The organism is Vibrio sp. JCM 18905 (assembly GCF_055393305.1).
Genome location: NZ_AP043880.1, coordinates 482,877 through 502,826, shown reverse-complemented (window position 1 = coordinate 502,826; position 19,950 = coordinate 482,877). Strand labels below are relative to the sequence as shown.

At 45.5% G+C, this 19,950-nt stretch carries 20 protein-coding genes, 1 tRNA gene and 1 rRNA gene; 4 read left to right on the top strand and 18 right to left on the bottom strand.

All coding sequences use genetic code 11. From position 1 onward, the window contains the following. Positions 1 to 23: 23 nt before the first annotated feature. The 9 genes from ACZ5ZC_RS19005 to dusA form a co-directional block, all read right to left on the bottom strand. Positions 24 to 99: transfer RNA gene (locus ACZ5ZC_RS19005), tRNA-Glu, on the bottom strand. Positions 100 to 188: 89 nt separating this feature from the next. Beyond that, positions 189 to 1,741, bottom strand: a 16S ribosomal RNA gene (locus tag ACZ5ZC_RS19000). Between the two features lie 592 nt (positions 1,742 to 2,333). Beyond that, positions 2,334 to 3,113, bottom strand: coding sequence for a phosphoadenylyl-sulfate reductase (locus ACZ5ZC_RS18995; protein WP_006743230.1), 780 nt, complete (start codon positions 3,111 to 3,113; stop codon positions 2,334 to 2,336). Continuing rightward, positions 3,106 to 4,842 (bottom strand): assimilatory sulfite reductase (NADPH) hemoprotein subunit, encoded by a 1,737-nt coding sequence (gene cysI / locus ACZ5ZC_RS18990; RefSeq protein ID WP_006743229.1) that lies wholly within the window; start codon positions 4,840 to 4,842, stop codon positions 3,106 to 3,108. Before cysI ends, ACZ5ZC_RS18995 begins: the two co-directional genes overlap by 8 nt. Then, a complete protein-coding gene (locus ACZ5ZC_RS18985) occupies positions 4,842 to 6,713 on the bottom strand; it encodes an assimilatory sulfite reductase (NADPH) flavoprotein subunit (protein WP_048626709.1) in 1,872 nt (623 codons plus the stop codon). Before ACZ5ZC_RS18985 ends, cysI begins: the two co-directional genes overlap by 1 nt. Positions 6,714 to 6,830: 117 nt before the next feature. Further along, positions 6,831 to 7,061, bottom strand: coding sequence for a hypothetical protein (locus tag ACZ5ZC_RS18980; RefSeq protein WP_005455817.1), 231 nt, complete (start codon positions 7,059 to 7,061; stop codon positions 6,831 to 6,833). A 157-nt stretch (positions 7,062 to 7,218) separates the two neighbouring features. Further along, positions 7,219 to 7,878, bottom strand: coding sequence for a TIGR04219 family outer membrane beta-barrel protein (locus tag ACZ5ZC_RS18975; RefSeq protein ID WP_005398096.1), 660 nt, complete (start codon positions 7,876 to 7,878; stop codon positions 7,219 to 7,221). A 98-nt stretch (positions 7,879 to 7,976) separates the two neighbouring features. Continuing rightward, on the bottom strand, positions 7,977 to 8,192 hold the full coding sequence (gene pspG / locus ACZ5ZC_RS18970; RefSeq protein ID WP_005398086.1) for an envelope stress response protein PspG: 216 nt from the start codon (positions 8,190 to 8,192) through the stop codon (positions 7,977 to 7,979). Between the two features lie 163 nt (positions 8,193 to 8,355). Next, positions 8,356 to 9,336 carry a tRNA dihydrouridine(20/20a) synthase DusA gene (dusA, locus tag ACZ5ZC_RS18965; protein WP_257889838.1) on the bottom strand — a complete coding sequence of 327 codons (981 nt, stop codon included), beginning with the start codon at positions 9,334 to 9,336 and terminating at the stop codon, positions 8,356 to 8,358. Positions 9,337 to 9,657: 321 nt separating this feature from the next. Here dusA and zur point away from each other — a divergent pair, with 321 nt between their 5' ends. Further along, positions 9,658 to 10,122: a zinc uptake transcriptional repressor Zur gene (zur, locus tag ACZ5ZC_RS18960; RefSeq protein ID WP_005381268.1), complete on the top strand. Its 465-nt coding sequence runs from the start codon at positions 9,658 to 9,660 to the stop codon at positions 10,120 to 10,122. 9 nt (positions 10,123 to 10,131) lie between these two features. After that, a complete protein-coding gene (locus tag ACZ5ZC_RS18955) occupies positions 10,132 to 10,593 on the top strand; it encodes a chemotaxis protein CheX (RefSeq protein WP_005381269.1) in 462 nt (153 codons plus the stop codon). 103 nt (positions 10,594 to 10,696) lie between these two features. On the opposite strand, the gene pgi is transcribed toward ACZ5ZC_RS18955, so the two are convergent. Further along, positions 10,697 to 12,349 (bottom strand): glucose-6-phosphate isomerase, encoded by a 1,653-nt coding sequence (gene pgi / locus ACZ5ZC_RS18950; RefSeq protein WP_046874641.1) that lies wholly within the window; start codon positions 12,347 to 12,349, stop codon positions 10,697 to 10,699. A 306-nt stretch (positions 12,350 to 12,655) separates the two neighbouring features. Between pgi and ACZ5ZC_RS18945 the strand changes: the two genes are divergently transcribed. Then, on the top strand, positions 12,656 to 13,075 hold the full coding sequence (locus tag ACZ5ZC_RS18945) for a secondary thiamine-phosphate synthase enzyme YjbQ (RefSeq protein ID WP_085344358.1): 420 nt from the start codon (positions 12,656 to 12,658) through the stop codon (positions 13,073 to 13,075). A gap of 38 nt (positions 13,076 to 13,113) precedes the next feature. On the opposite strand, the gene alr is transcribed toward ACZ5ZC_RS18945, so the two are convergent. Together alr and ACZ5ZC_RS18935 are read right to left on the bottom strand one after the other, a co-directional pair. After that, positions 13,114 to 14,190: an alanine racemase gene (gene alr, locus ACZ5ZC_RS18940; RefSeq protein ID WP_395204481.1), complete on the bottom strand. Its 1,077-nt coding sequence runs from the start codon at positions 14,188 to 14,190 to the stop codon at positions 13,114 to 13,116. Positions 14,191 to 14,203: 13 nt separating this feature from the next. Beyond that, positions 14,204 to 15,604, bottom strand: coding sequence for a replicative DNA helicase (locus ACZ5ZC_RS18935; RefSeq protein ID WP_005395704.1), 1,401 nt, complete (start codon positions 15,602 to 15,604; stop codon positions 14,204 to 14,206). A gap of 221 nt (positions 15,605 to 15,825) precedes the next feature. On the opposite strand from ACZ5ZC_RS18935, the gene ACZ5ZC_RS18930 reads away from it, so the two are divergent. After that, a complete protein-coding gene (locus tag ACZ5ZC_RS18930; protein ID WP_006743223.1) occupies positions 15,826 to 16,590 on the top strand; it encodes a DUF481 domain-containing protein in 765 nt (254 codons plus the stop codon). A gap of 79 nt (positions 16,591 to 16,669) precedes the next feature. Here ACZ5ZC_RS18930 and rplI read toward each other — a convergent pair whose 3' ends face one another. The 6 genes from rplI to ACZ5ZC_RS18900 all read right to left on the bottom strand — a co-directional run bounded on the left by rplI (position 16,670) and on the right by ACZ5ZC_RS18900 (position 19,946). Continuing rightward, a complete protein-coding gene (gene rplI, locus ACZ5ZC_RS18925) occupies positions 16,670 to 17,122 on the bottom strand; it encodes a 50S ribosomal protein L9 (protein WP_005381278.1) in 453 nt (150 codons plus the stop codon). 33 nt (positions 17,123 to 17,155) lie between these two features. Next, complete coding sequence (gene rpsR / locus ACZ5ZC_RS18920) at positions 17,156 to 17,383, bottom strand: 30S ribosomal protein S18 (protein WP_000090472.1); 228 nt, start codon at positions 17,381 to 17,383, stop codon at positions 17,156 to 17,158. A gap of 16 nt (positions 17,384 to 17,399) precedes the next feature. After that, positions 17,400 to 17,702, bottom strand: coding sequence for a primosomal replication protein N (gene priB, locus ACZ5ZC_RS18915; protein ID WP_005381298.1), 303 nt, complete (start codon positions 17,700 to 17,702; stop codon positions 17,400 to 17,402). Positions 17,703 to 17,710: 8 nt separating this feature from the next. Continuing rightward, entirely contained in the window at positions 17,711 to 18,100 is a 390-nt protein-coding gene (gene rpsF, locus ACZ5ZC_RS18910; protein ID WP_005381299.1) for a 30S ribosomal protein S6, read from the bottom strand. 242 nt (positions 18,101 to 18,342) lie between these two features. After that, on the bottom strand, positions 18,343 to 19,014 hold the full coding sequence (gene rpe / locus ACZ5ZC_RS18905) for a ribulose-phosphate 3-epimerase (RefSeq protein ID WP_005395709.1): 672 nt from the start codon (positions 19,012 to 19,014) through the stop codon (positions 18,343 to 18,345). A 92-nt stretch (positions 19,015 to 19,106) separates the two neighbouring features. Beyond that, entirely contained in the window at positions 19,107 to 19,946 is an 840-nt protein-coding gene (locus ACZ5ZC_RS18900) for a Dam family site-specific DNA-(adenine-N6)-methyltransferase (RefSeq protein WP_005395710.1), read from the bottom strand. Between the last annotated feature and the right edge of the window lie 4 nt (positions 19,947 to 19,950).

The window sequence follows — 19,950 nt, the reverse complement described above, 5'->3', positions numbered from 1 at the left end:
CACTCATTGAATGCGCTTAAAGATGGTATCCCGTAGGGGAGTCGAACCCCTGTTACCGCCGTGAAAGGGCGGTGTCCTAGGCCTCTAGACGAACGGGACACTAAGTGAACATCTTGGGGGATGTTCTATCTCTTAAACTTCATAAACCGTATCAATCTGTGTGAACACTCATCGCAATAATCATCGTTTAAGGAGGTGATCCAGCGCCAGGTTCCCCTAGCGCTACCTTGTTACGACTTCACCCCAGTCATGAACCACAAAGTGGTAAGCGTCCCCCCGAAGGTTAAACTACCTACTTCTTTTGCAGCCCACTCCCATGGTGTGACGGGCGGTGTGTACAAGGCCCGGGAACGTATTCACCGTGGCATTCTGATCCACGATTACTAGCGATTCCGACTTCATGGAGTCGAGTTGCAGACTCCAATCCGGACTACGACGCACTTTTTGGGATTCGCTCACTCTCGCAAGTTGGCCGCCCTCTGTATGCGCCATTGTAGCACGTGTGTAGCCCTACTCGTAAGGGCCATGATGACTTGACGTCGTCCCCACCTTCCTCCGGTTTATCACCGGCAGTCTCCCTGGAGTTCCCGACATTACTCGCTGGCAAACAAGGATAAGGGTTGCGCTCGTTGCGGGACTTAACCCAACATTTCACAACACGAGCTGACGACAGCCATGCAGCACCTGTCTCAGAGTTCCCGAAGGCACCAATCCATCTCTGGAAAGTTCTCTGGATGTCAAGAGTAGGTAAGGTTCTTCGCGTTGCATCGAATTAAACCACATGCTCCACCGCTTGTGCGGGCCCCCGTCAATTCATTTGAGTTTTAATCTTGCGACCGTACTCCCCAGGCGGTCTACTTAACGCGTTAGCTCCGAAAGCCACGGCTCAAGGCCACAACCTCCAAGTAGACATCGTTTACGGCGTGGACTACCAGGGTATCTAATCCTGTTTGCTCCCCACGCTTTCGCATCTGAGTGTCAGTATCTGTCCAGGGGGCCGCCTTCGCCACCGGTATTCCTTCAGATCTCTACGCATTTCACCGCTACACCTGAAATTCTACCCCCCTCTACAGTACTCTAGTCTGCCAGTTTCAAATGCTATTCCGAGGTTGAGCCCCGGGCTTTCACATCTGACTTAACAAACCACCTGCATGCGCTTTACGCCCAGTAATTCCGATTAACGCTCGCACCCTCCGTATTACCGCGGCTGCTGGCACGGAGTTAGCCGGTGCTTCTTCTGTCGCTAACGTCAAACGATGCCGCTATTAACGACAACGCCTTCCTCACGACTGAAAGTACTTTACAACCCGAAGGCCTTCTTCATACACGCGGCATGGCTGCATCAGGCTTGCGCCCATTGTGCAATATTCCCCACTGCTGCCTCCCGTAGGAGTCTGGACCGTGTCTCAGTTCCAGTGTGGCTGATCATCCTCTCAGACCAGCTAGGGATCGTCGCCTTGGTGAGCCCTTACCTCACCAACTAGCTAATCCCACCTAGGCATATCCTGACGCGAGAGGCCCGAAGGTCCCCCTCTTTGGCCCGTAGGCATCATGCGGTATTAGCCATCGTTTCCAATGGTTATCCCCCACATCAGGGCAATTTCCTAGGCATTACTCACCCGTCCGCCGCTCGACGCCGTTATCGTCCCCCGAAGGTTCAGATAACTCGTTTCCGCTCGACTTGCATGTGTTAGGCCTGCCGCCAGCGTTCAATCTGAGCCATGATCAAACTCTTCAATTTAAGATTTTGTTCGGCTCAATGAATACTGAACATTACATAAGTAATGCTTGAATTGACTGTGCTGAATCCTAAGATTCAATGGTCACTTCGTTTCATTGAAACCTAATTTGAAACCCCTCTTTATATAAGAGAAATTTCTAATTGGATTATCATCAACGAGTGCCCACACAGATTGATAGGTCTATATTGTTAAAGAGCAACTCTTCTTTGTGATTAACATCACTTCGTAAGAGGCGGCCATTCTAGCGAGATAATTTATTGTGTCAAACACTTTTTTTAAATTATTTCGTTTTTCTTTTTAAGCCTTGCCGACTTTGCTTAAACCCTTGTGAGCCCTTGCCCTGTCGACGAGGAGGCATTATAGAGATCGCGCTCACATTGGCAAGCGTTATTTTTCAAAAATTGCAAAAACAATGGTTAAGCGATGAGTTTTCGATCAAAGCTTCATTTATTCAACTTTACCCCAAGAAATCGCACAACTTATCCACAGAGTTATTCTATAAAGCGTGTTTTTCAGGTGCTATAAATAAAGAAAGCTGCTTTATTGCAGCTTTCTTTATTTACTCTAAACTCGATTTAAAGGTCATTATGGTTATATGCCGGACCCATCTTGTTCTGAACCATCATCTTCATGTAGACCACACTCTCGTTTTAAACCAAAAAATCGAGTTTCTTCCTCTGACATTCCCGGCTCCCATTTACGAGTGGTATGAGTATCACCAACTGAAAGGTAACCTTCATCCCACAATGGATGGTATTTAAGGCCGTGTTGTTCTAAGTAGTAATGGACGTCTTTATTAGTCCAGTCAATTACTGGCAAAAACTTAAACACACCGTTCTGAATTGATAGTATCGGTAAACCTGCTCGTGATTTACTTTGCTCTCGACGTAGTCCAGAGAACCACGTTCCAACATTAAGCTCTTTTAGCGCTCGACGCATTGGCTCCACTTTATTGAGCTTGTTGTATTTTTCAATTCCCTCTACACCCTGCTCCCATAACTTTCCATATCGAGCCTCTTGCCAATTCGCACTTTCTTTCGCTCGATAAACTTTTAAGTTTAGGTTGAGAGCATCTGTCAGCTCATCAATGAATTGATAGGTTTCAGCAAACAGGTATCCTGTATCGGTTAGAATGACGGGGATATCCGCTTTGACTTGAGTCACTAAATGAAGCATAACCGCGGCTTGAATACCAAAACTAGAAGAAACCGCAAACTCGCCCTCTAGATTTTCTAAAGCCCACTTTACTCTATCTTGTGCCGAAAGCTTTTCGAGCTCGACATTAATTTGAGCAAGACGGAGGATTTGCTCCGTCTTTGTTAATGTCAATAACTCTGTAAGCTCAAGCCTGGATGCTACAGAATCAAGCATGAAAGTCCCTCTTTGATACGAGCACTTCTTGGATAATACCAGCACGAATTGTGAAATCGCCGAAGGCTTCGCCTTCTTCACGCTCTTTCGACCATCGAGCCACCAGCAGATCAATCTCTTCTAAGATTTGCTTATCCGTGATGTTCTCTTTGTACATTTTTGGTACTCGAGTACCAGCACGGTTACCACCTAAATGTAGGTTGTAACGACCTGGCGCTTTACCAACTAAACCAATTTCAGCCAACATGGCGCGACCACAACCGTTTGGACATCCAGTTACACGCAAAATGATGTTGTCATTTTCTGGTAGGTTGTGCTTTTCCAAAATCCCCTCCACATCAGTAACAAACTGAGGAAGAAAACGCTCTGCCTCTGCCATTGCTAACGGACACGTTGGAAAGGCAACACACGCCATTGAATTTTTGCGCTGCTCACTGATATTGTCATCCATCAAGCCATGTTCACGAGCGATCTTTTCGATCTTCGCTTTTTCGCTTTTAGGTACCCCCGCAACAATTAAGTTCTGGTTGGCAGTCATACGGAAATCGCCTTTATGGATTTTGGCAATTTCAGCAACACCCGTCTTAAGTGGTTTACCTGGAAAGTCTAATAAGCGACCGTTTTCGATGAAAAGCGCTAAATGATATTTACCATCAATTCCTTCTACCCAACCAATACGGTCACCACGCTCAGTAAACTCGTACGGGCGGCTTGCTTCAAACTGAATGCCTGCTCGCTTTTCGACTTCGGCTTTAAAGACATCAGTACCTACACGGTCAAGTGTGTATTTGGTTTTGGCATTCTTACGGTTTGAGCGATTACCCCAATCACGCTGAGTGGTAACCACCGCCGCTGCAACATCAAGCGTTTTCTCTAATGGGATGAAACCTAAGTCGTCAGCGCGGCGCGGATAAGTTGACGTATCACCATGTGTCATCGCTAGGCCGCCGCCAACTAAAACGTTAAAGCCTACCAACTTGCCGTTATCCGCAATTGCTACGAAGTTAAGATCATTGGCATGAACGTCTACGTCATTTTGCGGTGGGATCACCACCGTCGTTTTAAACTTACGCGGTAAATAGTTTTTACCCAGAATAGGCTCATCTTCTTCAGTGCTTTCTACTTTCTCACCGTCCAGCCAAATCTCAGCGTAAGCACGTGTTTTTGGAAGCAGGTGTTCACTGATCTTCTTCGCCCATTCATAAGCTTCTTGATGAAGTTCTGATTCGACCGGGTTAGTGGTACACAACACGTTACGGTTTACATCACCCGCGGTTGCAATCGAATCAATGCCAATACTGTTGAGCGTTTGATGCATCAACTTAATATTCGGTTTTAATACCCCATGAAACTGGAACGTTTGGCGAGTCGTCAGACGAATACTTCCATATAAAGAGTGCTCCGTTGCGAACTTGTCGATCGCTAACCATTGCGTTGGCGTGATGATGCCTCCAGGCATACGAGCACGAAGCATCACATTATGTAATGGTTCCAGTTTTTGCTTTGTGCGTTCATTACGGATATCACGATCGTCTTGTTGATACATACCGTGGAAACGAATTAACTGGAAGTTGTCGGCAGTAAAGCCACCAGTAATACGGTCCTGTAAATCTTGCTCAATGGTGCCACGTAATAAGTTACTTTCTCGCTTCAGGCGCTCGTTATCAGATAGCGGCCCTAACTCTTCACCTAATACAACCTGCTTATTATTGTCCGTAGAAAAAGTCATTAGTACACATCCCTCTGATAACGTTTCGCTTTACGTAGGTCATTAATAAATTGTTCCGCATCGTCACGCGGCATCTTGCCTTCTTGTTCAGCAACGATAACCAGTGCGTCGTGCACATCTTTTGCCATACGAGTGGCATCACCGCAGACATAGATATAAGCGCCTTCTTGGATCCACTGCCACACTTGAGCTGCGTTTTCTAAGATGCGATGTTGTACGTAAACTTTTTCTACTTGGTCACGACTAAAAGCAACATCCAATCGGCTTAGTACTCCTGACTTGAGGTACTTTTGCCATTCAACTTGGTATAAGAAGTCTTGAGTGAAAGTACGATCACCAAAGAACAACCAGTTTTTGCCTTCAGCATCGCGGTTTTCACGTTCCTGAATAAAGCTACGGAATGGTGCGATCCCAGTGCCCGGACCAACCATGATAATTGGAGTGCTATCATCTTCCGGCAGTTTAAAGTTGTTGTTATGCTCAACAAATACTTTAACTTCATCTCCCTCTTCGAGACGCTGTGCTAAGAAGCTCGACGCACCACCATATCGTTTTTCGTCGTTTTGTTCGTACTCAACCAAAGCAACCGTTAGGTGTACTTCTTCATCGACCTCTTCTTGGCTTGATGCAATAGAGTAAAGGCGAGGAGTAAGACGACGAAGCAAACTAATCAACTCATCTGCGGTTAACTTGGTTTTCTTCTCTGCCAATACATCAACAATTTGAGTATTTGCAGAGTACTCGCGAAGTTTATCTTTATCGTCAACCAGCTTTTGTAGCTTCTTGCTACCGGATAACTCGGCAAACTTTGTAATGAGCTGAGGGTTAGATGTTGTGATTTCATATTTACTCACGAGAGCACTATGGATTGACAAGCTTTCGCCATCAACATCAACGGTTTCAACCCCAGACAAACCGACCTTACCAAGAATGGCATTAGCAAGTTCTGAACTATTTTCAAACCACACACCTAGCGCATCACCAGGCTGATACGTTAACCCCGAACCTTCCAAGTCAATTTCTATATGACGAACATCCTTTCCAGAATCACGACCCGTGATTTTTTGACTGGTCAGTAACGTCGCTGTGTATGGGTTTTGTTTATTGTAAGGAGAGTGCGCAGTCGCCGCCTGACCCACAGGAAGTTGAACCACATCCGCTTCAGTGCCAGAAGAAAGCGTATCTTTTACCTTACCTAACGCATTCTTACGCCATTCAGCTGCTGGTGCTTCATAATCCACATCGCAATCAAGACGATCGATAAATGGGGTCGCACCTAACTTTGATAGGTAAGCGTCGAAGTCTTTACCGGTTTGGCAGAAGAATTCGTAGCTCGAGTCACCCAGAGCAATAACGCCATATTGAAGGTTTGACAGCTTAGGAGCTTTCTTAGATTGCAAAAACTCGTGTAGCTCTATAGCGTTATCTGGTGCTTCGCCTTCGCCGTTCGTCGATGCCACAATAATGACATGTGTTTCTTTGGCTAAGTTTTTACCTTTGTAATCACTTGCATCAAAAAGTTCGACAGCAATTCCTTCTGCTTTTGCTTCCTGTTCTAGAGCTTCAGCAACGCCTTTAGCGTTGCCAGTTTGGGAAGCAAAAATAATACTCAACTTACCTGCTGGCTTCGCTGATACGGCTGCCGTCGCTTGTGCAATTGGCGTTACCGCTGTATTTGGTTGATTTTGAGCTAATCCCCAAAAATACCCACTGACCCAAGCAAGTTGCTGTGAAGACAACTCAGAGACAGTTTGTTGGAGTGAGCTAATTTGTTGGTCATTCAGAGGGCTTGCGATTGGAGGAGTTCCTCCTTGCCCATTATTATCTTCAGACACATTCTTGTGAGAATACTCATTCTTTTGAAAAGACATTATCACGACATCCCTATTCATTGCGTGACGATAGAGTACCCACTCTCCTTAATAACAAGAAAGAATAGAAGTGAATGTTTTATAACTTTTTGGAAGTAAGAACGGCTTACTTTTTGCTCATCGATCTTCAATGCGGACTTGTTGAAAGCCTACTGCCATTGCCGATTTTGACGCTGCATCCAAATCTTCATAAAGACATTCTTCACCATGACTGTCCGTCAGAAAAACAAAACCACCGCGCGCATGTCTGAACTCCACAACCCAGCCACCCTCTTGGATTGCAGGTTCAATAATCGCTTCGACAAGCTGGTTTTCACGGAATAGATGTCTTAGTTCGTTTATTGTCATCGCTATCCCTGCTTTAACTTTCACATTGCTCCTAGGTAAGCATGGTCTAAGTCAGCAAAATAGGCAGAAAATTCGATTGGATATAATGAAGTGATATAAAAAAACGCCGCTTATAAAGCGACGTTTTAAAAAAATCGAGTATCTAATCTGGCTGCATTTAGAATGCGTATTCTGCACTCACAAAAAAGCCGTTAGCAAAAATAAACTCTTTCCCTAGATCCGACATGAATTTCTCGGACTCCAAATCAATCACGCGGTAACCACCACGAAAAGCCAGTTGAGCTTTTTCGAGCGGTACATGGTATTGAACACCGGCCATGAAATCGGTACTTTTGATACCTTTGTTGTCACCAAAGTTTATCTCACCAATCACATCAAAATTTGTGTCCGGAACTTGAATCTCTGCGTAACCGTACCAAGCCCAAATCAGCTCATCAAACTCTTCTATACGCTTGTTTGAGCCAGCATCAATGTATTTAGTGTCACTTAAATTACTGAATGTAACACCCGCATCAAAATGCAATAAATCATGCTCCAGAATTTGGTAGTACATGGTGAAATCAAGCTTATTGAACCCCATATAATCAGCATCAATGCTCGAGTAACGAAGACGCGCATTAGGAACGTATTTCACATCATGCTCAATCGCCGCGTAAAATGCGCCTGTTGTGCTGCTATCTCGTCTTACTTCATTTACTTTAGTGTCAGCAGCCCAGATCTCTGCGCCGACTTTTGTCGATACAGAATATTCTGCAAAAACAGGAAAAGAGACTGCCAACGATAATGCTGTTAAAGCGATGGTCGCTTTATTTGTCATGTAGTGTGTACTCCGAGATAGCTGATGTTCACGTTGAAGACGTGAGAGGAAATATACCATACTCTCACGTCTCTCTATCAACTAAATCATGTCACTCATTATTTATAGCGGGGCTGGGCAACGTAATTCTTGAAGAACCAAACACCCAATGCAATCACGATTAACCATGGCAATAGTTTGAGTACCGCTCCGACCATTCCCAGTAAAAACATCACAACTAACGCGATACCGGTTGCTGCGAATACGGTCATCATTGTGATACCGGTAACCAATAGGGTCGCCGCAAAGACTAAAATAAAGATTAGCTCCAACATAATCACTTCTCCATTTGTTTTTAATAAACAGAGCAGTTTCCATACCAACTTACCAAGATGACGATAACACAATGATTTTTATTCAAAAATAAAGCCAGAGGCATTTCTGCACTCTGGCTTTATCATTCTTTAGTTGGCAATTTTAGCCAACCACTGGTGAATTTTACACATTCAATTCTTTTGGAATCTTCGCTAACGCGTCTTGCAGCACTTCTAAACCAGAACCCGGCTTGTGCGCATTTTCACTGATATGACGACGCCATTGACGAGCACCGGGCATGCTTTGGAACAAACCTAACATGTGGCGGGTAATATGACCAAGGTACGCACCTTTCGCTAATTGCGCTTCAATGTATGGATACATCTCTTCAACAATTTCGCTGCGTTTCTTCACTGGAGCATTAGAGCCAAACAACTCTTGGTCTACCGATGCCAGTAAATATGGGCTTTGGTATGCTTCACGACCAATCATCACACCGTCAAGATGCTGAAGATGTGCTTTTGCTTCTTCTAATGATTTCACGCCACCGTTAATCGCAATCGTTAGGTGTGAGAAGTCTTGCTTCAATTGGTAAGCTCGTGGGTAATCCAATGGTGGGATCTCACGGTTTTCTTTCGGACTAAGACCACTTAACCAAGCTTTACGCGCGTGGATAGTGAACTGCTCACAGCCCCCCTTTTCTGAGACAATAGAAACAAAATCCGTTAGGAACTCGTAAGAATCATGATCATCAATACCAATACGAGTCTTGACTGTCACAGGAATATCAACCACGTCCTTCATTGCAGCGACACAATCCGAAACCAACTGTGGTTCCGCCATTAGGCAAGCACCAAAGCGACCGTTTTGTACACGGTCAGACGGGCAACCCACATTGAGGTTAACCTCATCGTAGCCACGCTCTTGAGCCAGTTTGGCACACTTTGCCAAGTCTTCTGGGTTTGAACCACCCAACTGAAGGGCCAACGGATGCTCTTCTTCGTTGTAAGCCAGGAAATCTCCTTTTCCATGAATGATCGCACCTGTCGTCACCATTTCAGTGTACAGCAGGGTTTCTTTGGTCATTAAGCGATGGAAGTAGCGACAATGACGATCGGTCCAGTCGAGCATTGGTGCTACGGAGAGCCTGCAAGAATGAGTCATGATATAAACACCCGTTTTTATGTTGCCAAGGTCGAGCGCAGCAGTACGCTCAAAAAATAAGTCGGGTATTGTATACCCAAGCACCTCTAGGTGCTAGTTTCAGCGAGAATGATTTGGTTGGCTGGCTAGCCAAATGCTTAGGAGTATGCAGCAGTAATACGAATTCGTCACTCGTTGATTCATTCTGTGATGACTATTCCGACTTCACACCACCACCGACTTGCTTTAATTCATGATTTTCGTTCTGATAGTGGGTAAAATGAAGCATTTCTAAACGAACTTCGTATAGAAATGATTTATCATAGAGCACGTCCGATAGTTATGGTGAAAGGTTTGAACCCAACAATCATTGAACAAATTGAAAGTATCTGCGCAGAGCGTGGAGTACGATTGACTCCGCAACGCCGACGCGTATTTGAACTCATTTGTTCTAATCGCCGCGCCTCAAGTGCGTATGAGCTATTGGAGCAACTAAAAGAGAGTGAGCCTCAGGCTAAGCCTCCCACTGTTTATCGAGCATTAGATTTTCTCCTAGAGCAAGGCTTCATCCACCGAGTGGAATCGACAAATAGCTTTATTACTTGTTGTTCTTTCAATACTCAGCAGCACTTTTTCCAATTACTAATTTGCGATAAATGTGGTGATGTCGTTGAACTCGAAGATGAGACGCTGATATCCTTGTTAGCCGAAAACGCCGAGAAGCATGGATTCAAACTGACCAACCAAGTTATTGAAACTCATGGTGAATGCCAGGCCTGTTCCTCCGAGACGAAAGAAAAAGTATAGAAGAACGTTATGCGCGCTGAATTTGTAAACCCGTTTTTAGCTTCTTTAATGAACGTGCTAAAAACCATGGCTTCTCTTGAGCTGAAGCCACAAAAACCGCGAATCAAAAAAGATGAGATCGCACGAGGTGACGTTTCTGGTCTGATTGGCATGGTAGGTCCACAAACTCGTGGTTCAATGTCGATTACCTTTGATGAAGCGCTAGCTCTAGAAATCATGCAGAACATGCTTGGTGAGCGTCCAAATGGACTCAATGAAGAGGTCACCGATATGGTGGGTGAGATCACCAACATGGTTACTGGTGGTGCGAAACGCATTCTGGCGGAAAGTGGTTTTGATTTTGATATGGCAACACCGGTAGTGGTTTCTGGCCGAGGCCATACGATTCGCCACAAGTGTGAGGGCTCAATCATCATCATGCCTTTCTCTTCCCAATGGGGAAATGCCTTTATCGAAATTTGCTTCGAATAAAAGAGAAAAAATAGGTTGGCACTGGCCAACCTATTTTGTTTTTGCCTCAGGCAATAAAAAAGGTCAGCATTTGCTGACCTTTTTTATCTATTCAAACCAAACATTAAGCTTTGAACGCTTTAAATGCGTTGATTAGGCCGTTTGTTGAGCTGTCATGCGAGCTGATTTGAGACTCGTCTGCAAGCTCAGGTAGAATTTGGTTAGCCAGTTGTTTACCTAGCTCCACGCCCCATTGGTCAAAGCTGAAGATATTCCAGATAACACCTTGTACGAAAATTTTGTGTTCGTACATTGCGATCAAGTTACCTAGCGTACGAGGCGTGATTTGCTTCACTAGGATAGAGTTTGTTGGACGGTTACCTTCAAACACTTTGAATGGCGCAATCGCTGCCACTTCTTCAACGTTCTTACCTGCTTTCACCAACTCTTCTTTCACTGTTTCTTCACTCTTACCAAACGCTAGTGCTTCAGTTTGCGCAAAGAAGTTGGACATCAGTTTTTGGTGATGATCGCTAGCTGGGTTGTGGCTGATTGCAGGTGCAATGAAGTCACATGGGATCAGCTTAGTGCCTTGGTGAATCAGTTGGTAGAACGCGTGCTGACCGTTGGTACCTGGTTCACCCCAAATAATAGGGCCCGTTTGGTAAGTCACAGCATTGCCTTCACGGTCAACGTATTTACCGTTTGATTCCATGTTACCTTGCTGGAAGTATGCCGCGAAACGGTGCATGTACTGATCGTAAGGTAAGATAGCTTCTGATTCCGCACCGTGGAAGTTGTTGTACCAAATACCGATAAGCGCAAGGATCACAGGGATGTTGCTTTCTAGGTCTGTTGATACGAAGTGCTTGTCCATCTCGTGAGCACCTTCAAGCAGCTCAACGAAGTTGTCGTAACCTACCGCTAATGCGATTGATAAACCGATTGCAGACCATAGTGAGTAACGGCCACCAACCCAGTCCCAGAATTCGAACATGTTCGCGGTATCGATACCGAATTCAGACACGGCTGTCGCGTTCGTTGAAAGCGCAGCAAAGTGCTTAGCCACGTGCGCTTGATCGCCAGCTGACTCTAGGAACCAATCACGAGCAGTGTGCGCGTTAGTCATGGTTTCTTGCGTTGTGAACGTCTTAGACGCGATCAAGAATAGCGTCGTTTCTGGGTTAACTTTCTTCAACGTTTCAACGATGTGAGTACCATCAACGTTAGATACGAAGTGAAGGTTTAGATGATTTTTGTATGGTGCTAGAGCTTCCGTCACCATGTAAGGGCCAAGGTCAGAACCCCCGATACCGATGTTCACGATATCTGTAATTGCTTTACCTGTGTAACCTTTCCACTCACCGCCGATAACGCGTTCAGTGAATGATTTCATTTTTTCTAGAACCGCGTTCACTGCTGGCATTACGTCTTCGCCGTCTACCATTACTGGTGTATTCGCGCGGTTACGTAGTGCAGTGTGAAGAACAGCGCGACCTTCTGTTTGGTTGATCGCTTCGCCACTGAACATCGCTTCAATTGCAGATTTCAGCTCAGTCTCGTTCGCAAGAGCGAAGAGGTGCTTCAGAGTTTCCTCATTGATGAGGTTCTTTGAGTAATCGACTAGGATGTCTGAGCCGAAACGTGCAGAGTATTTGTCGAAACGCGCTGCGTCTTGAGCAAATAACTCTTTAAGATCCATATCTTGTGCAGATTCGAAATGCGCAGTTAGCGCTTTCCAAGCTTGTGTTTGCGTTGGATTGATATTTTTCAACATGGTCTTTATCCCGATGTTACAGTAGGTTCCATTCCTTACAGTCTAGCGAAAACTGTGGAATCCCCGATTTAGCAAATAGAATATTAATTAGATGTTTGGGCGAATTGCCACAAAACAAGTCTTTGTAATTTTTTTTCAGGTGCCAATTATGACTGAGAGTATTTACACTCACATTGAGTTAGGTCACGTTCCCTGCCCTGAAAATGAACAATTCATTTACGATGACAAGAATCATATCACTTACTAATGACAGGCTCTAATTGGAATAGGATAGACGCCAATTTATAAATTTCCAAAGGAACACGTATGTGGGCACAAAAAACACTGCAATTAAAAGCGAGAAGCCGCGGTTTTCACCTAATAACTGATGAAATTGAACAACAATTACCACAAATAAACGAGCTTTCGGTAGGTTTATTACACCTATTTATTCAACATACCTCCGCCAGTTTGACCTTAAATGAGAATGCTGATCCAACCGTGCGTATGGATATGGAAGCGCACTTCAATAAGTTTGTGCCAGAGCGTGCTCCTTATTATCAGCACACCTATGAGGGGGATGACGACATGCCAGCACACATTAAAGCATCCCTACTTGGCAGTAGTGTGACGATACCAATCCAAAATGGTCGATTAGCTTTAGGAACATGGCAGGGCATTTACTTAGGTGAGCACCGAGACTATGGCGGCGGCCGCCGCGTTATTGCTACGATTAACGGTGAGTAGATAAAACAAAGGCTAACCTTAGGTTAGCCTTTCGCTGTTTATTTTGAGTACTCCATCTCGACGCGAGGCGTTAGCTTAGTCACGAGTTCATACGCAATGGTACCAATGTGACCCGCCACTTCTTCTACTGGGAGCTCTTTCCCCCAAAGAATCGCTTCGTCGCTGACTTTATCCGTTGCATCTGGTCCCAAATCGACCGTCAGCATATCCATGGAAACTCGACCTGCGATAGGTACTTTACGACCATTTACCCAAACCGGAGTGCCATTCGGGGCACTTCTTGGGTAACCGTCGCCATACCCTACTGCGATGACACCGACTTTTGTATCTCGCTGACTGGTCCACATACCGCCGTAGCCAACACTTTCGCCCTTCTTAACTTCACGTACCGCAATAAGATGGGATTTAAGTGTCATCACGGGTTGATACCCCAGATCTTGTGCGGTCTTGTCATCAAATGGCGATACACCATACATGATGATGCCCGGACGAACCCAATCCAAATGGCTTTGAGGCCATGCCAACAACCCCGCAGAGGCCGCAAGTGAACGCTCCCCCTGACAACCAGAGGTCAACGACTTAAACAGCTCAATCTGTTGGGGAGTGATATGGCTATCCAGCTCATCTGCACAGCCAAAGTGACTCATGTAACGTAACGGCTTGGCTACGTTTGGACACTCTTTCAACCGCGTGACAAACTCATCATATTGCTCAGGGCGAACGCCAAGACGGTGCATCCCACTGTCAATCTTAAGCCACACGACAACCGGAGTTTCAAGGTCGGCTTGCTCCAAGGCGATAAGCTGCTCTTCACAATGAACCACCGTTTGGATGTTGTTCGTCACAAGAACAGGTAAGTCACCTGGAGAGTAAAAACCTTCTAGCAATAGAATCGGCTTTACCACGCCACAAGCGCGCAGTTGCAACGCTTCTTCAATGCGCGCAACACCAAAGGCATCCGCATGGTTGGCATGTTTTGCAACGTGACGTAATCCGTGACCATAGCCATTGGCCTTCACTACAGCCATCACTTTACTTTGGGGCGCTTGCGCTTTCACGCGCTGTAAGTTGTGCTGCAACGCAGACAAATCAATGCACGCCTTGGCCGCTTTCATATAGCTCATGGGGTTACTCATCATCAATATCGAATGCAGGACCCGCGTAGTTGTCAAAGCGCGAGTGTTGACCTTGGAAGGTGAGACGTACAGAGCCGATAGGGCCGTTACGTTGCTTACCAATGATGATTTCTGCCGTACCTTTGTATGGGCTATCTGGGTGATATACCTCGTCACGGTAGATGAACATGATCAAGTCGGCATCCTGCTCGATAGAGCCCGACTCACGCAAGTCCGAGTTTACTGGGCGTTTATCTGAACGTTGCTCTAGGGAACGGTTAAGCTGAGACAGCGCCACGACGGGCACATTCAGCTCTTTTGCCAGCGCTTTCAGAGAGCGCGAAATCTCCGCGATTTCCAGCGTACGGTTATCAGAGAGTGCAGGCACGCGCATAAGCTGAAGGTAGTCGACCATGATCATCGACAGACCGCCATGTTCACGTGCGATACGGCGAGCGCGTGAACGCACTTCGGTCGGAGTTAGACCGGAGCTGTCATCAATGTACATGTTTTTCTTCTGCATCAAGATACCCATAGTAGAAGAAATACGCGCCCAGTCTTCGTCATCCAGCTGACCCGTACGGATCTTGGTTTGGTCAACGCGAGACAAAGAGGCCAACATACGCATCATCAACTGCTCGGCTGGCATCTCTAGCGAGAAAATAAGCACAGGCTTCTCTTGTTGCATGGCCGCATTTTCACACAAGTTCATCGCAAAGGTCGTTTTACCCATCGATGGACGCGCCGCGACAATCACCAAATCAGAACCTTGCAAACCTGCGGTTTTCTTATTGAGATCTGTGAAACCGGTATCGACTCCGGTAACACCATCTTGTGGCGTTTTATACAACAACTCGATACGTTCTAACGTCTTTTCGAGGATGTTGTCGACGTTTTGTGGTCCTTCGTTTTCACTAGTTCGAGACTCGGCGATAGCAAAAACTTTACTCTCCGCCATGTCTATTAAATCTTCAGAACTGCGACCTTGAGGGTCATAGCCCGCGTCAGCAATTTCATTCGCGACACCGATCAAACCACGGACGATCGCACGTTCGGCAACAATATCAGCGTATGCGTTAATGTTAGCGGCACTTGGCGTATTTTTCGCCAAATCTGCAAGGTAAGCAAAACCGCCCACATCTTCTAATTGCTCGTGACGTTCCAGGTATTCCGATAAAGTAATAAGATCGAGAGGCTTGCCCGCTTCAAGAATTGTTTTTACACCTTCAAAAATTAGGCGATGCGGACGACTATAGAAATCACTGCTTACAACACGTTCGGCAACGGTGTCCCAACGTTCATTGTCCAGTAAAAGACCACCAATTACTGATTGCTCGGCTTCTAGTGAGTGAGGTGGCACTTTGATTGCGTCGACCTGACTGTCTGAAGGTTTGCGATTTCTGTTTTCCGCCATGACTTTGCTCGATAACTACTATTGACCCACGATTATAACCTTAACCTAACTGAGATGCTTCCCCGAAGCGACAATTACTTGTTAAGAAATCAACATGCGAACCGCACAAGTAATAGCCTGGTTCTTCCGCCCAGCTCTAATAAAAATTAACCTACCATTGACCCAACAAAATATCTGTATCAGTATCATGCCCCTCCTTTTTAATTACGTTCGAGGTTGATGTGTCCCGATACTGGTTACTTAGCTTTAGCCTACTATGCGCTAGTGCATCGTATGCTGACGAATCAGTACAGCCAGAGCAAAATATTGATGTGCCCGACCCATTAAAAACCGAGGTGGAGTTCGGCTATCAAGCTCACACAGGTAACACGGACTCTCGTTCCCTGAATGCTCGTTTGAGTGCTGAATATACGTCAGGTCGACACCGTTCTAATGGTGAATGGAAGTACTACAACTTGTACAAAGACGGTGAAGAAGACAAACGCTCATCCACCTACGCCCTACAGAGTGACTACAAGTTAGGTCCTAAAACGTATTTGTATGGCAGCTTTAAAGGGGTGGATTCTCGTTACAGTGCCTATTTTAAAGACTACACATTATCAGGCGGTTTGGGTTACCAGTTCTCCTACACTGAAAACTTCATTTTAGAGGTAGAAGTCGGTCCTGGTTTTCGTTATCAAGAACCAAATTTAGATGAGATAGATGATGACGACATTGTCTTTCCCGATATCGTTCGAGAAGGCATTTTTCGAGGGAATATCAATACGACTTGGCACGCACTAGATAATTTGAGTTTCGCGGCTGATATTACGTTGGTAACAGGTAAAAGTAACACTCGGGCCGATAGTGAACTCAGCGTGACCAATGATATTACTGAAGATATTGCACTGAAACTGGCACACTCTCGTCAGTATCACGATAAAGTGCCTGAAGGCTTAAGCAAAGCGGATAGCGTATTTTCCGTTAATTTACTCTTCGCTTTTTAACCCGTTTTTTCTCCCAGTTTTAGAAATAAAAAAAGCACCTCCGAAGAGGTGCTTTTTAGTATTTCGTCTTGATACTGAATTACTCAGCAGCAACAACTTGTAGGTTCACAGTTGCGAAAACCTCAGAGTGAAGTTGAACGCTGATCTCGAACTCACCAGTTGTACGTAGAGCACCTTCAGGAAGGCGAACTTCGCTCTTAGCAACTTCAACGCCTGCAGCTGTGATAGCGTCAGCGATGTCACGAGTACCGATAGAACCGAATAGTTTGCCTTCGTCACCAGCTTTAGAAGCGATAACTACAGCTTCTAGAGCGTTAACTTTCTCTGCGCGAGCTTCTGCAGCAGCTAGTTGCTCAGCAACTTTAGCTTCTAGTTCAGCACGACGAGCTTCAAACATTTCAACGTTAGCTTTAGTTGCCATAACTGCTTTACCTTGTGGGATAAGGAAGTTACGAGCGTAGCCAGATTTAACGTTTGCAGTATCGCCAAGACCACCTAGGTTACCAATTTTATCAAGTAGAATAACTTGCATTGCTTAATCCTCTTTCTTAATAAAATGAACCGATTACTGATGCTTGTCAGTGTACGGTAGTAGAGCTAGGTAGCGTGAACGCTTGATAGCACGTGCTAGTTGACGCTGGTACTTAGCGCTTGTACCAGTGATACGGCTAGGTACGATTTTACCAGCTTCAGTGATGTAGTTTTTAAGAGTTGCTACGTCTTTGTAATCAATCTCTTGTACGCCTTCTGCAGTGAAACGGCAGAATTTACGACGACGGAAGAAACGAGCCATGGGCTATCTCCTGATCTTAAATTTGAGTAATGTTGTCGGCGTGTAACACTAATTTTCCCACGCCATTTCGGCCGGTTTGATAAGTGACAAAACCACTTACCTTAATGTTACTGCCTTGAACTAAATTCTGAGTTAGTGCTTGTGACCCAAGCCCGCTGACGACTACCGGCATACGACAATAAACTTGTCGAGGTAAGTCAGCTTCGATAATAGTAGAGCGATGCTCCAGCCAAAACCGACAGTGTTCAATGCCACCAGGGCTTTTACTACGAATGGGCGGTTTGGCAATGGTGCCGCTCAGCTCCATTCGATTGGCCATAAGAAAACTTACTCAGCAGCTTCTGACTTAGCTTCAGGCTTAGCTTCAGAACGCTCTTCACGACGTGGAGCACGCTCTTCTTTTTGCTTAAGCATGATAGATTGCTCAGTGATCGCTGCTTTAGTACGCATGATCATGTTACGTAGAACTGCATCGTTGAAACGGAAAGCAGTTTCTAGCTCATCAATTACAGCTTGGTCAGCTTCAACGTTCATAAGAACGTAGTGAGCTTTGTGAAGCTTGTTGATTGGGTAAGCCAGTTGACGACGGCCCCAGTCTTCTAGACGGTGGATTTTACCGCCAGCTTCAGTGATTGAACCAGTGTAACGCTCGATCATGCCAGCAACTTGCTCGCTTTGATCTGGGTGCACCATGAATACGATTTCGTAATGACGCATTGGTTGCTCCTTACGGATTATTCAGCTTCCACAAATGGCTCAGTCGTCCAGAGGAAGCAAGGAACTAAAGATAATTGACTGAGTTTAAGGAGCACGAATAGTACAGAAAGGGCGCAAAATAGGCAAGTGATTATTTGCTCAACGCAGGGGATATTTTATTTCATCCAACGCTAGAAATAACAAAGGCTGCCAATAAAGTGACAGCCTGTAAAATCAGGGCATTATCGCGCGTATATCAGGACTTATTTCACTTCAGCCAGTTCCGTGCGCATTTGGTCGATCACTTGTTTGTAATCTGGCTGACCGAAAATCGCCGAGCCTGCAACAAACATGTCTGCGCCCGCTTCTGCAATTTCACGAATGTTGTCAACCTTCACACCGCCATCGATTTCTAAGCGGATATCACGGCCAGACTCGTCAATCATCTTACGAACGGCACGCAGTTTATCTAGTGTATGAGGAATGAATGATTGACCACCAAAACCAGGGTTTACCGACATCAGTAGAATCATGTCGACTTTATCCATAATAAACTCAAGACTTGCAAGTGGCGTTGCTGGGTTTAGTACCACACCAGCCTGACAGCCGTGCTCTTTAATTAACTGCAGTGTACGGTCTACATGATCAGAAGCTTCTACATGGAACGTAATCATCGACGCACCCGCTTTTGCGAAATCAGGAATAATACGGTCAACGGGTTTCACCATTAGGTGAACATCGATTGGCGCTGTGATGCCATAATCGCGTAGTGCTTTACACACAGGCGCACCAAAAGTCAGGTTTGGTACATAGTGGTTATCCATAACGTCGAAATGCACCACATCCGCACCCGCTGCGAGTACTTTCTCGACATCTTCACCGAGACGAGCAAAATCTGCCGATAAAATGGATGGAGCAATAAGAAAATCTTTCATACCTGACCTCAGTAGTAATGAGCAAACAATCTGCGCGCAATTCTACCGAAGCCAGTGGGGAGATCCACTATTTAGATTTAATAGTGTGAGAACTAAGAGCTTGGTTGATCCATCTCAGGGGCATGAAAAAGCGCAAGAAGCTCATCGACTTTATTACGACCACTGCCATTGCGGCTAATGGTGCGCTTTACTTTTACTACATTGAGATCTGCACCGTGATACAACCGACGCGTCAACGTAGTGTCGTGGTTAGAAATCAGAACCGGAATACCACGCTCAGTCGCCGTTCTTTCAGCAATGTCGGCTAATGCAGCCTGATCATCCAACGTGAAACCATTACCTGCGTATGAGGTGAAATTTGCCGTGTTTGAAAGCGGTGCATAAGGGGGATCGCAATACACCACACTCCCCTTACGTGCTCGGCGAAAAGTTTCTGGATAACCTTCACAAACGAACGTGGCTTTCTTGGCTTTTTCGGCAAAAAACTCCAATTCCGCCTCTGGGAAGTAAGGTTTTTTATATGAACCAAACGGAACGTTAAAGCCGCCTTTTTTGTTGTAACGGCATAGGCCATTAAAACCAAAGCGGTTCATGTACAAAAACGCCAAAGAGCGGTACATCACGTCATCTGTTTTATTAAACTCAGCGCGAATGTGTAAGTAGGCTTCTTTACGGTTATTCTCGGCAACAAACCAACGCTTCGCTTCAGAGATATACTCTTCAGGGCGTTCTTTCAGTAGGTTGTACAGATTGATCAGATCTGGGTTGATATCTGCCAGTAGGTAATGGTCATAGTCGGTATTCAGAAACACTGAGCCCGCGCCAACAAAAGGTTCAACTAGCTTTCGAGCCGGCGGTAAATGACGTTGGATGTCTTCAACCAGTCCGTATTTTCCTCCTGCCCATTTAAGAAAGGCTCGTTGCTTTTTCATCTAC

Bases quoted from the DNA above. Each gene is read 5' to 3' on its own strand.
- rpsR (WP_000090472.1), bottom strand. From the start codon at position 17,383: ATGGCTCGTTTCTTCCGTCGTCGTAAATTCTGCCGTTTCACTGCAGAA.
- ACZ5ZC_RS18995 (WP_006743230.1), bottom strand. From the start codon at position 3,113: ATGCTTGATTCTGTAGCATCCAGGCTTGAGCTTACAGAGTTATTGACA.
- ACZ5ZC_RS18935 (WP_005395704.1), bottom strand. From the start codon at position 15,604: ATGGCGGAAAACAGAAATCGCAAACCTTCAGACAGTCAGGTCGACGCA.
- rpsF (WP_005381299.1), bottom strand. From the start codon at position 18,100: ATGCGTCATTACGAAATCGTATTCATGGTGCACCCAGATCAAAGCGAG.
- priB (WP_005381298.1), bottom strand. From the start codon at position 17,702: ATGGCCAATCGAATGGAGCTGAGCGGCACCATTGCCAAACCGCCCATT.
- ACZ5ZC_RS18985 (WP_048626709.1), bottom strand. From the start codon at position 6,713: ATGTCTTTTCAAAAGAATGAGTATTCTCACAAGAATGTGTCTGAAGAT.
- alr (WP_395204481.1), bottom strand. From the start codon at position 14,190: ATGAAAGCGGCCAAGGCGTGCATTGATTTGTCTGCGTTGCAGCACAAC.
- ACZ5ZC_RS18955 (WP_005381269.1), top strand. From the start codon at position 10,132: ATGCGCGCTGAATTTGTAAACCCGTTTTTAGCTTCTTTAATGAACGTG.
- pgi (WP_046874641.1), bottom strand. From the start codon at position 12,349: ATGTTGAAAAATATCAATCCAACGCAAACACAAGCTTGGAAAGCGCTA.
- cysI (WP_006743229.1), bottom strand. From the start codon at position 4,842: ATGACTTTTTCTACGGACAATAATAAGCAGGTTGTATTAGGTGAAGAG.
- ACZ5ZC_RS18900 (WP_005395710.1), bottom strand. From the start codon at position 19,946: ATGAAAAAGCAACGAGCCTTTCTTAAATGGGCAGGAGGAAAATACGGA.
- pspG (WP_005398086.1), bottom strand. From the start codon at position 8,192: ATGTTGGAGCTAATCTTTATTTTAGTCTTTGCGGCGACCCTATTGGTT.
- ACZ5ZC_RS18975 (WP_005398096.1), bottom strand. From the start codon at position 7,878: ATGACAAATAAAGCGACCATCGCTTTAACAGCATTATCGTTGGCAGTC.
- zur (WP_005381268.1), top strand. From the start codon at position 9,658: ATGGTGAAAGGTTTGAACCCAACAATCATTGAACAAATTGAAAGTATC.
- rplI (WP_005381278.1), bottom strand. From the start codon at position 17,122: ATGCAAGTTATTCTACTTGATAAAATTGGTAACCTAGGTGGTCTTGGC.
- dusA (WP_257889838.1), bottom strand. From the start codon at position 9,336: ATGACTCATTCTTGCAGGCTCTCCGTAGCACCAATGCTCGACTGGACC.
- rpe (WP_005395709.1), bottom strand. From the start codon at position 19,014: ATGAAAGATTTTCTTATTGCTCCATCCATTTTATCGGCAGATTTTGCT.
- ACZ5ZC_RS18980 (WP_005455817.1), bottom strand. From the start codon at position 7,061: ATGACAATAAACGAACTAAGACATCTATTCCGTGAAAACCAGCTTGTC.
- ACZ5ZC_RS18945 (WP_085344358.1), top strand. From the start codon at position 12,656: ATGTGGGCACAAAAAACACTGCAATTAAAAGCGAGAAGCCGCGGTTTT.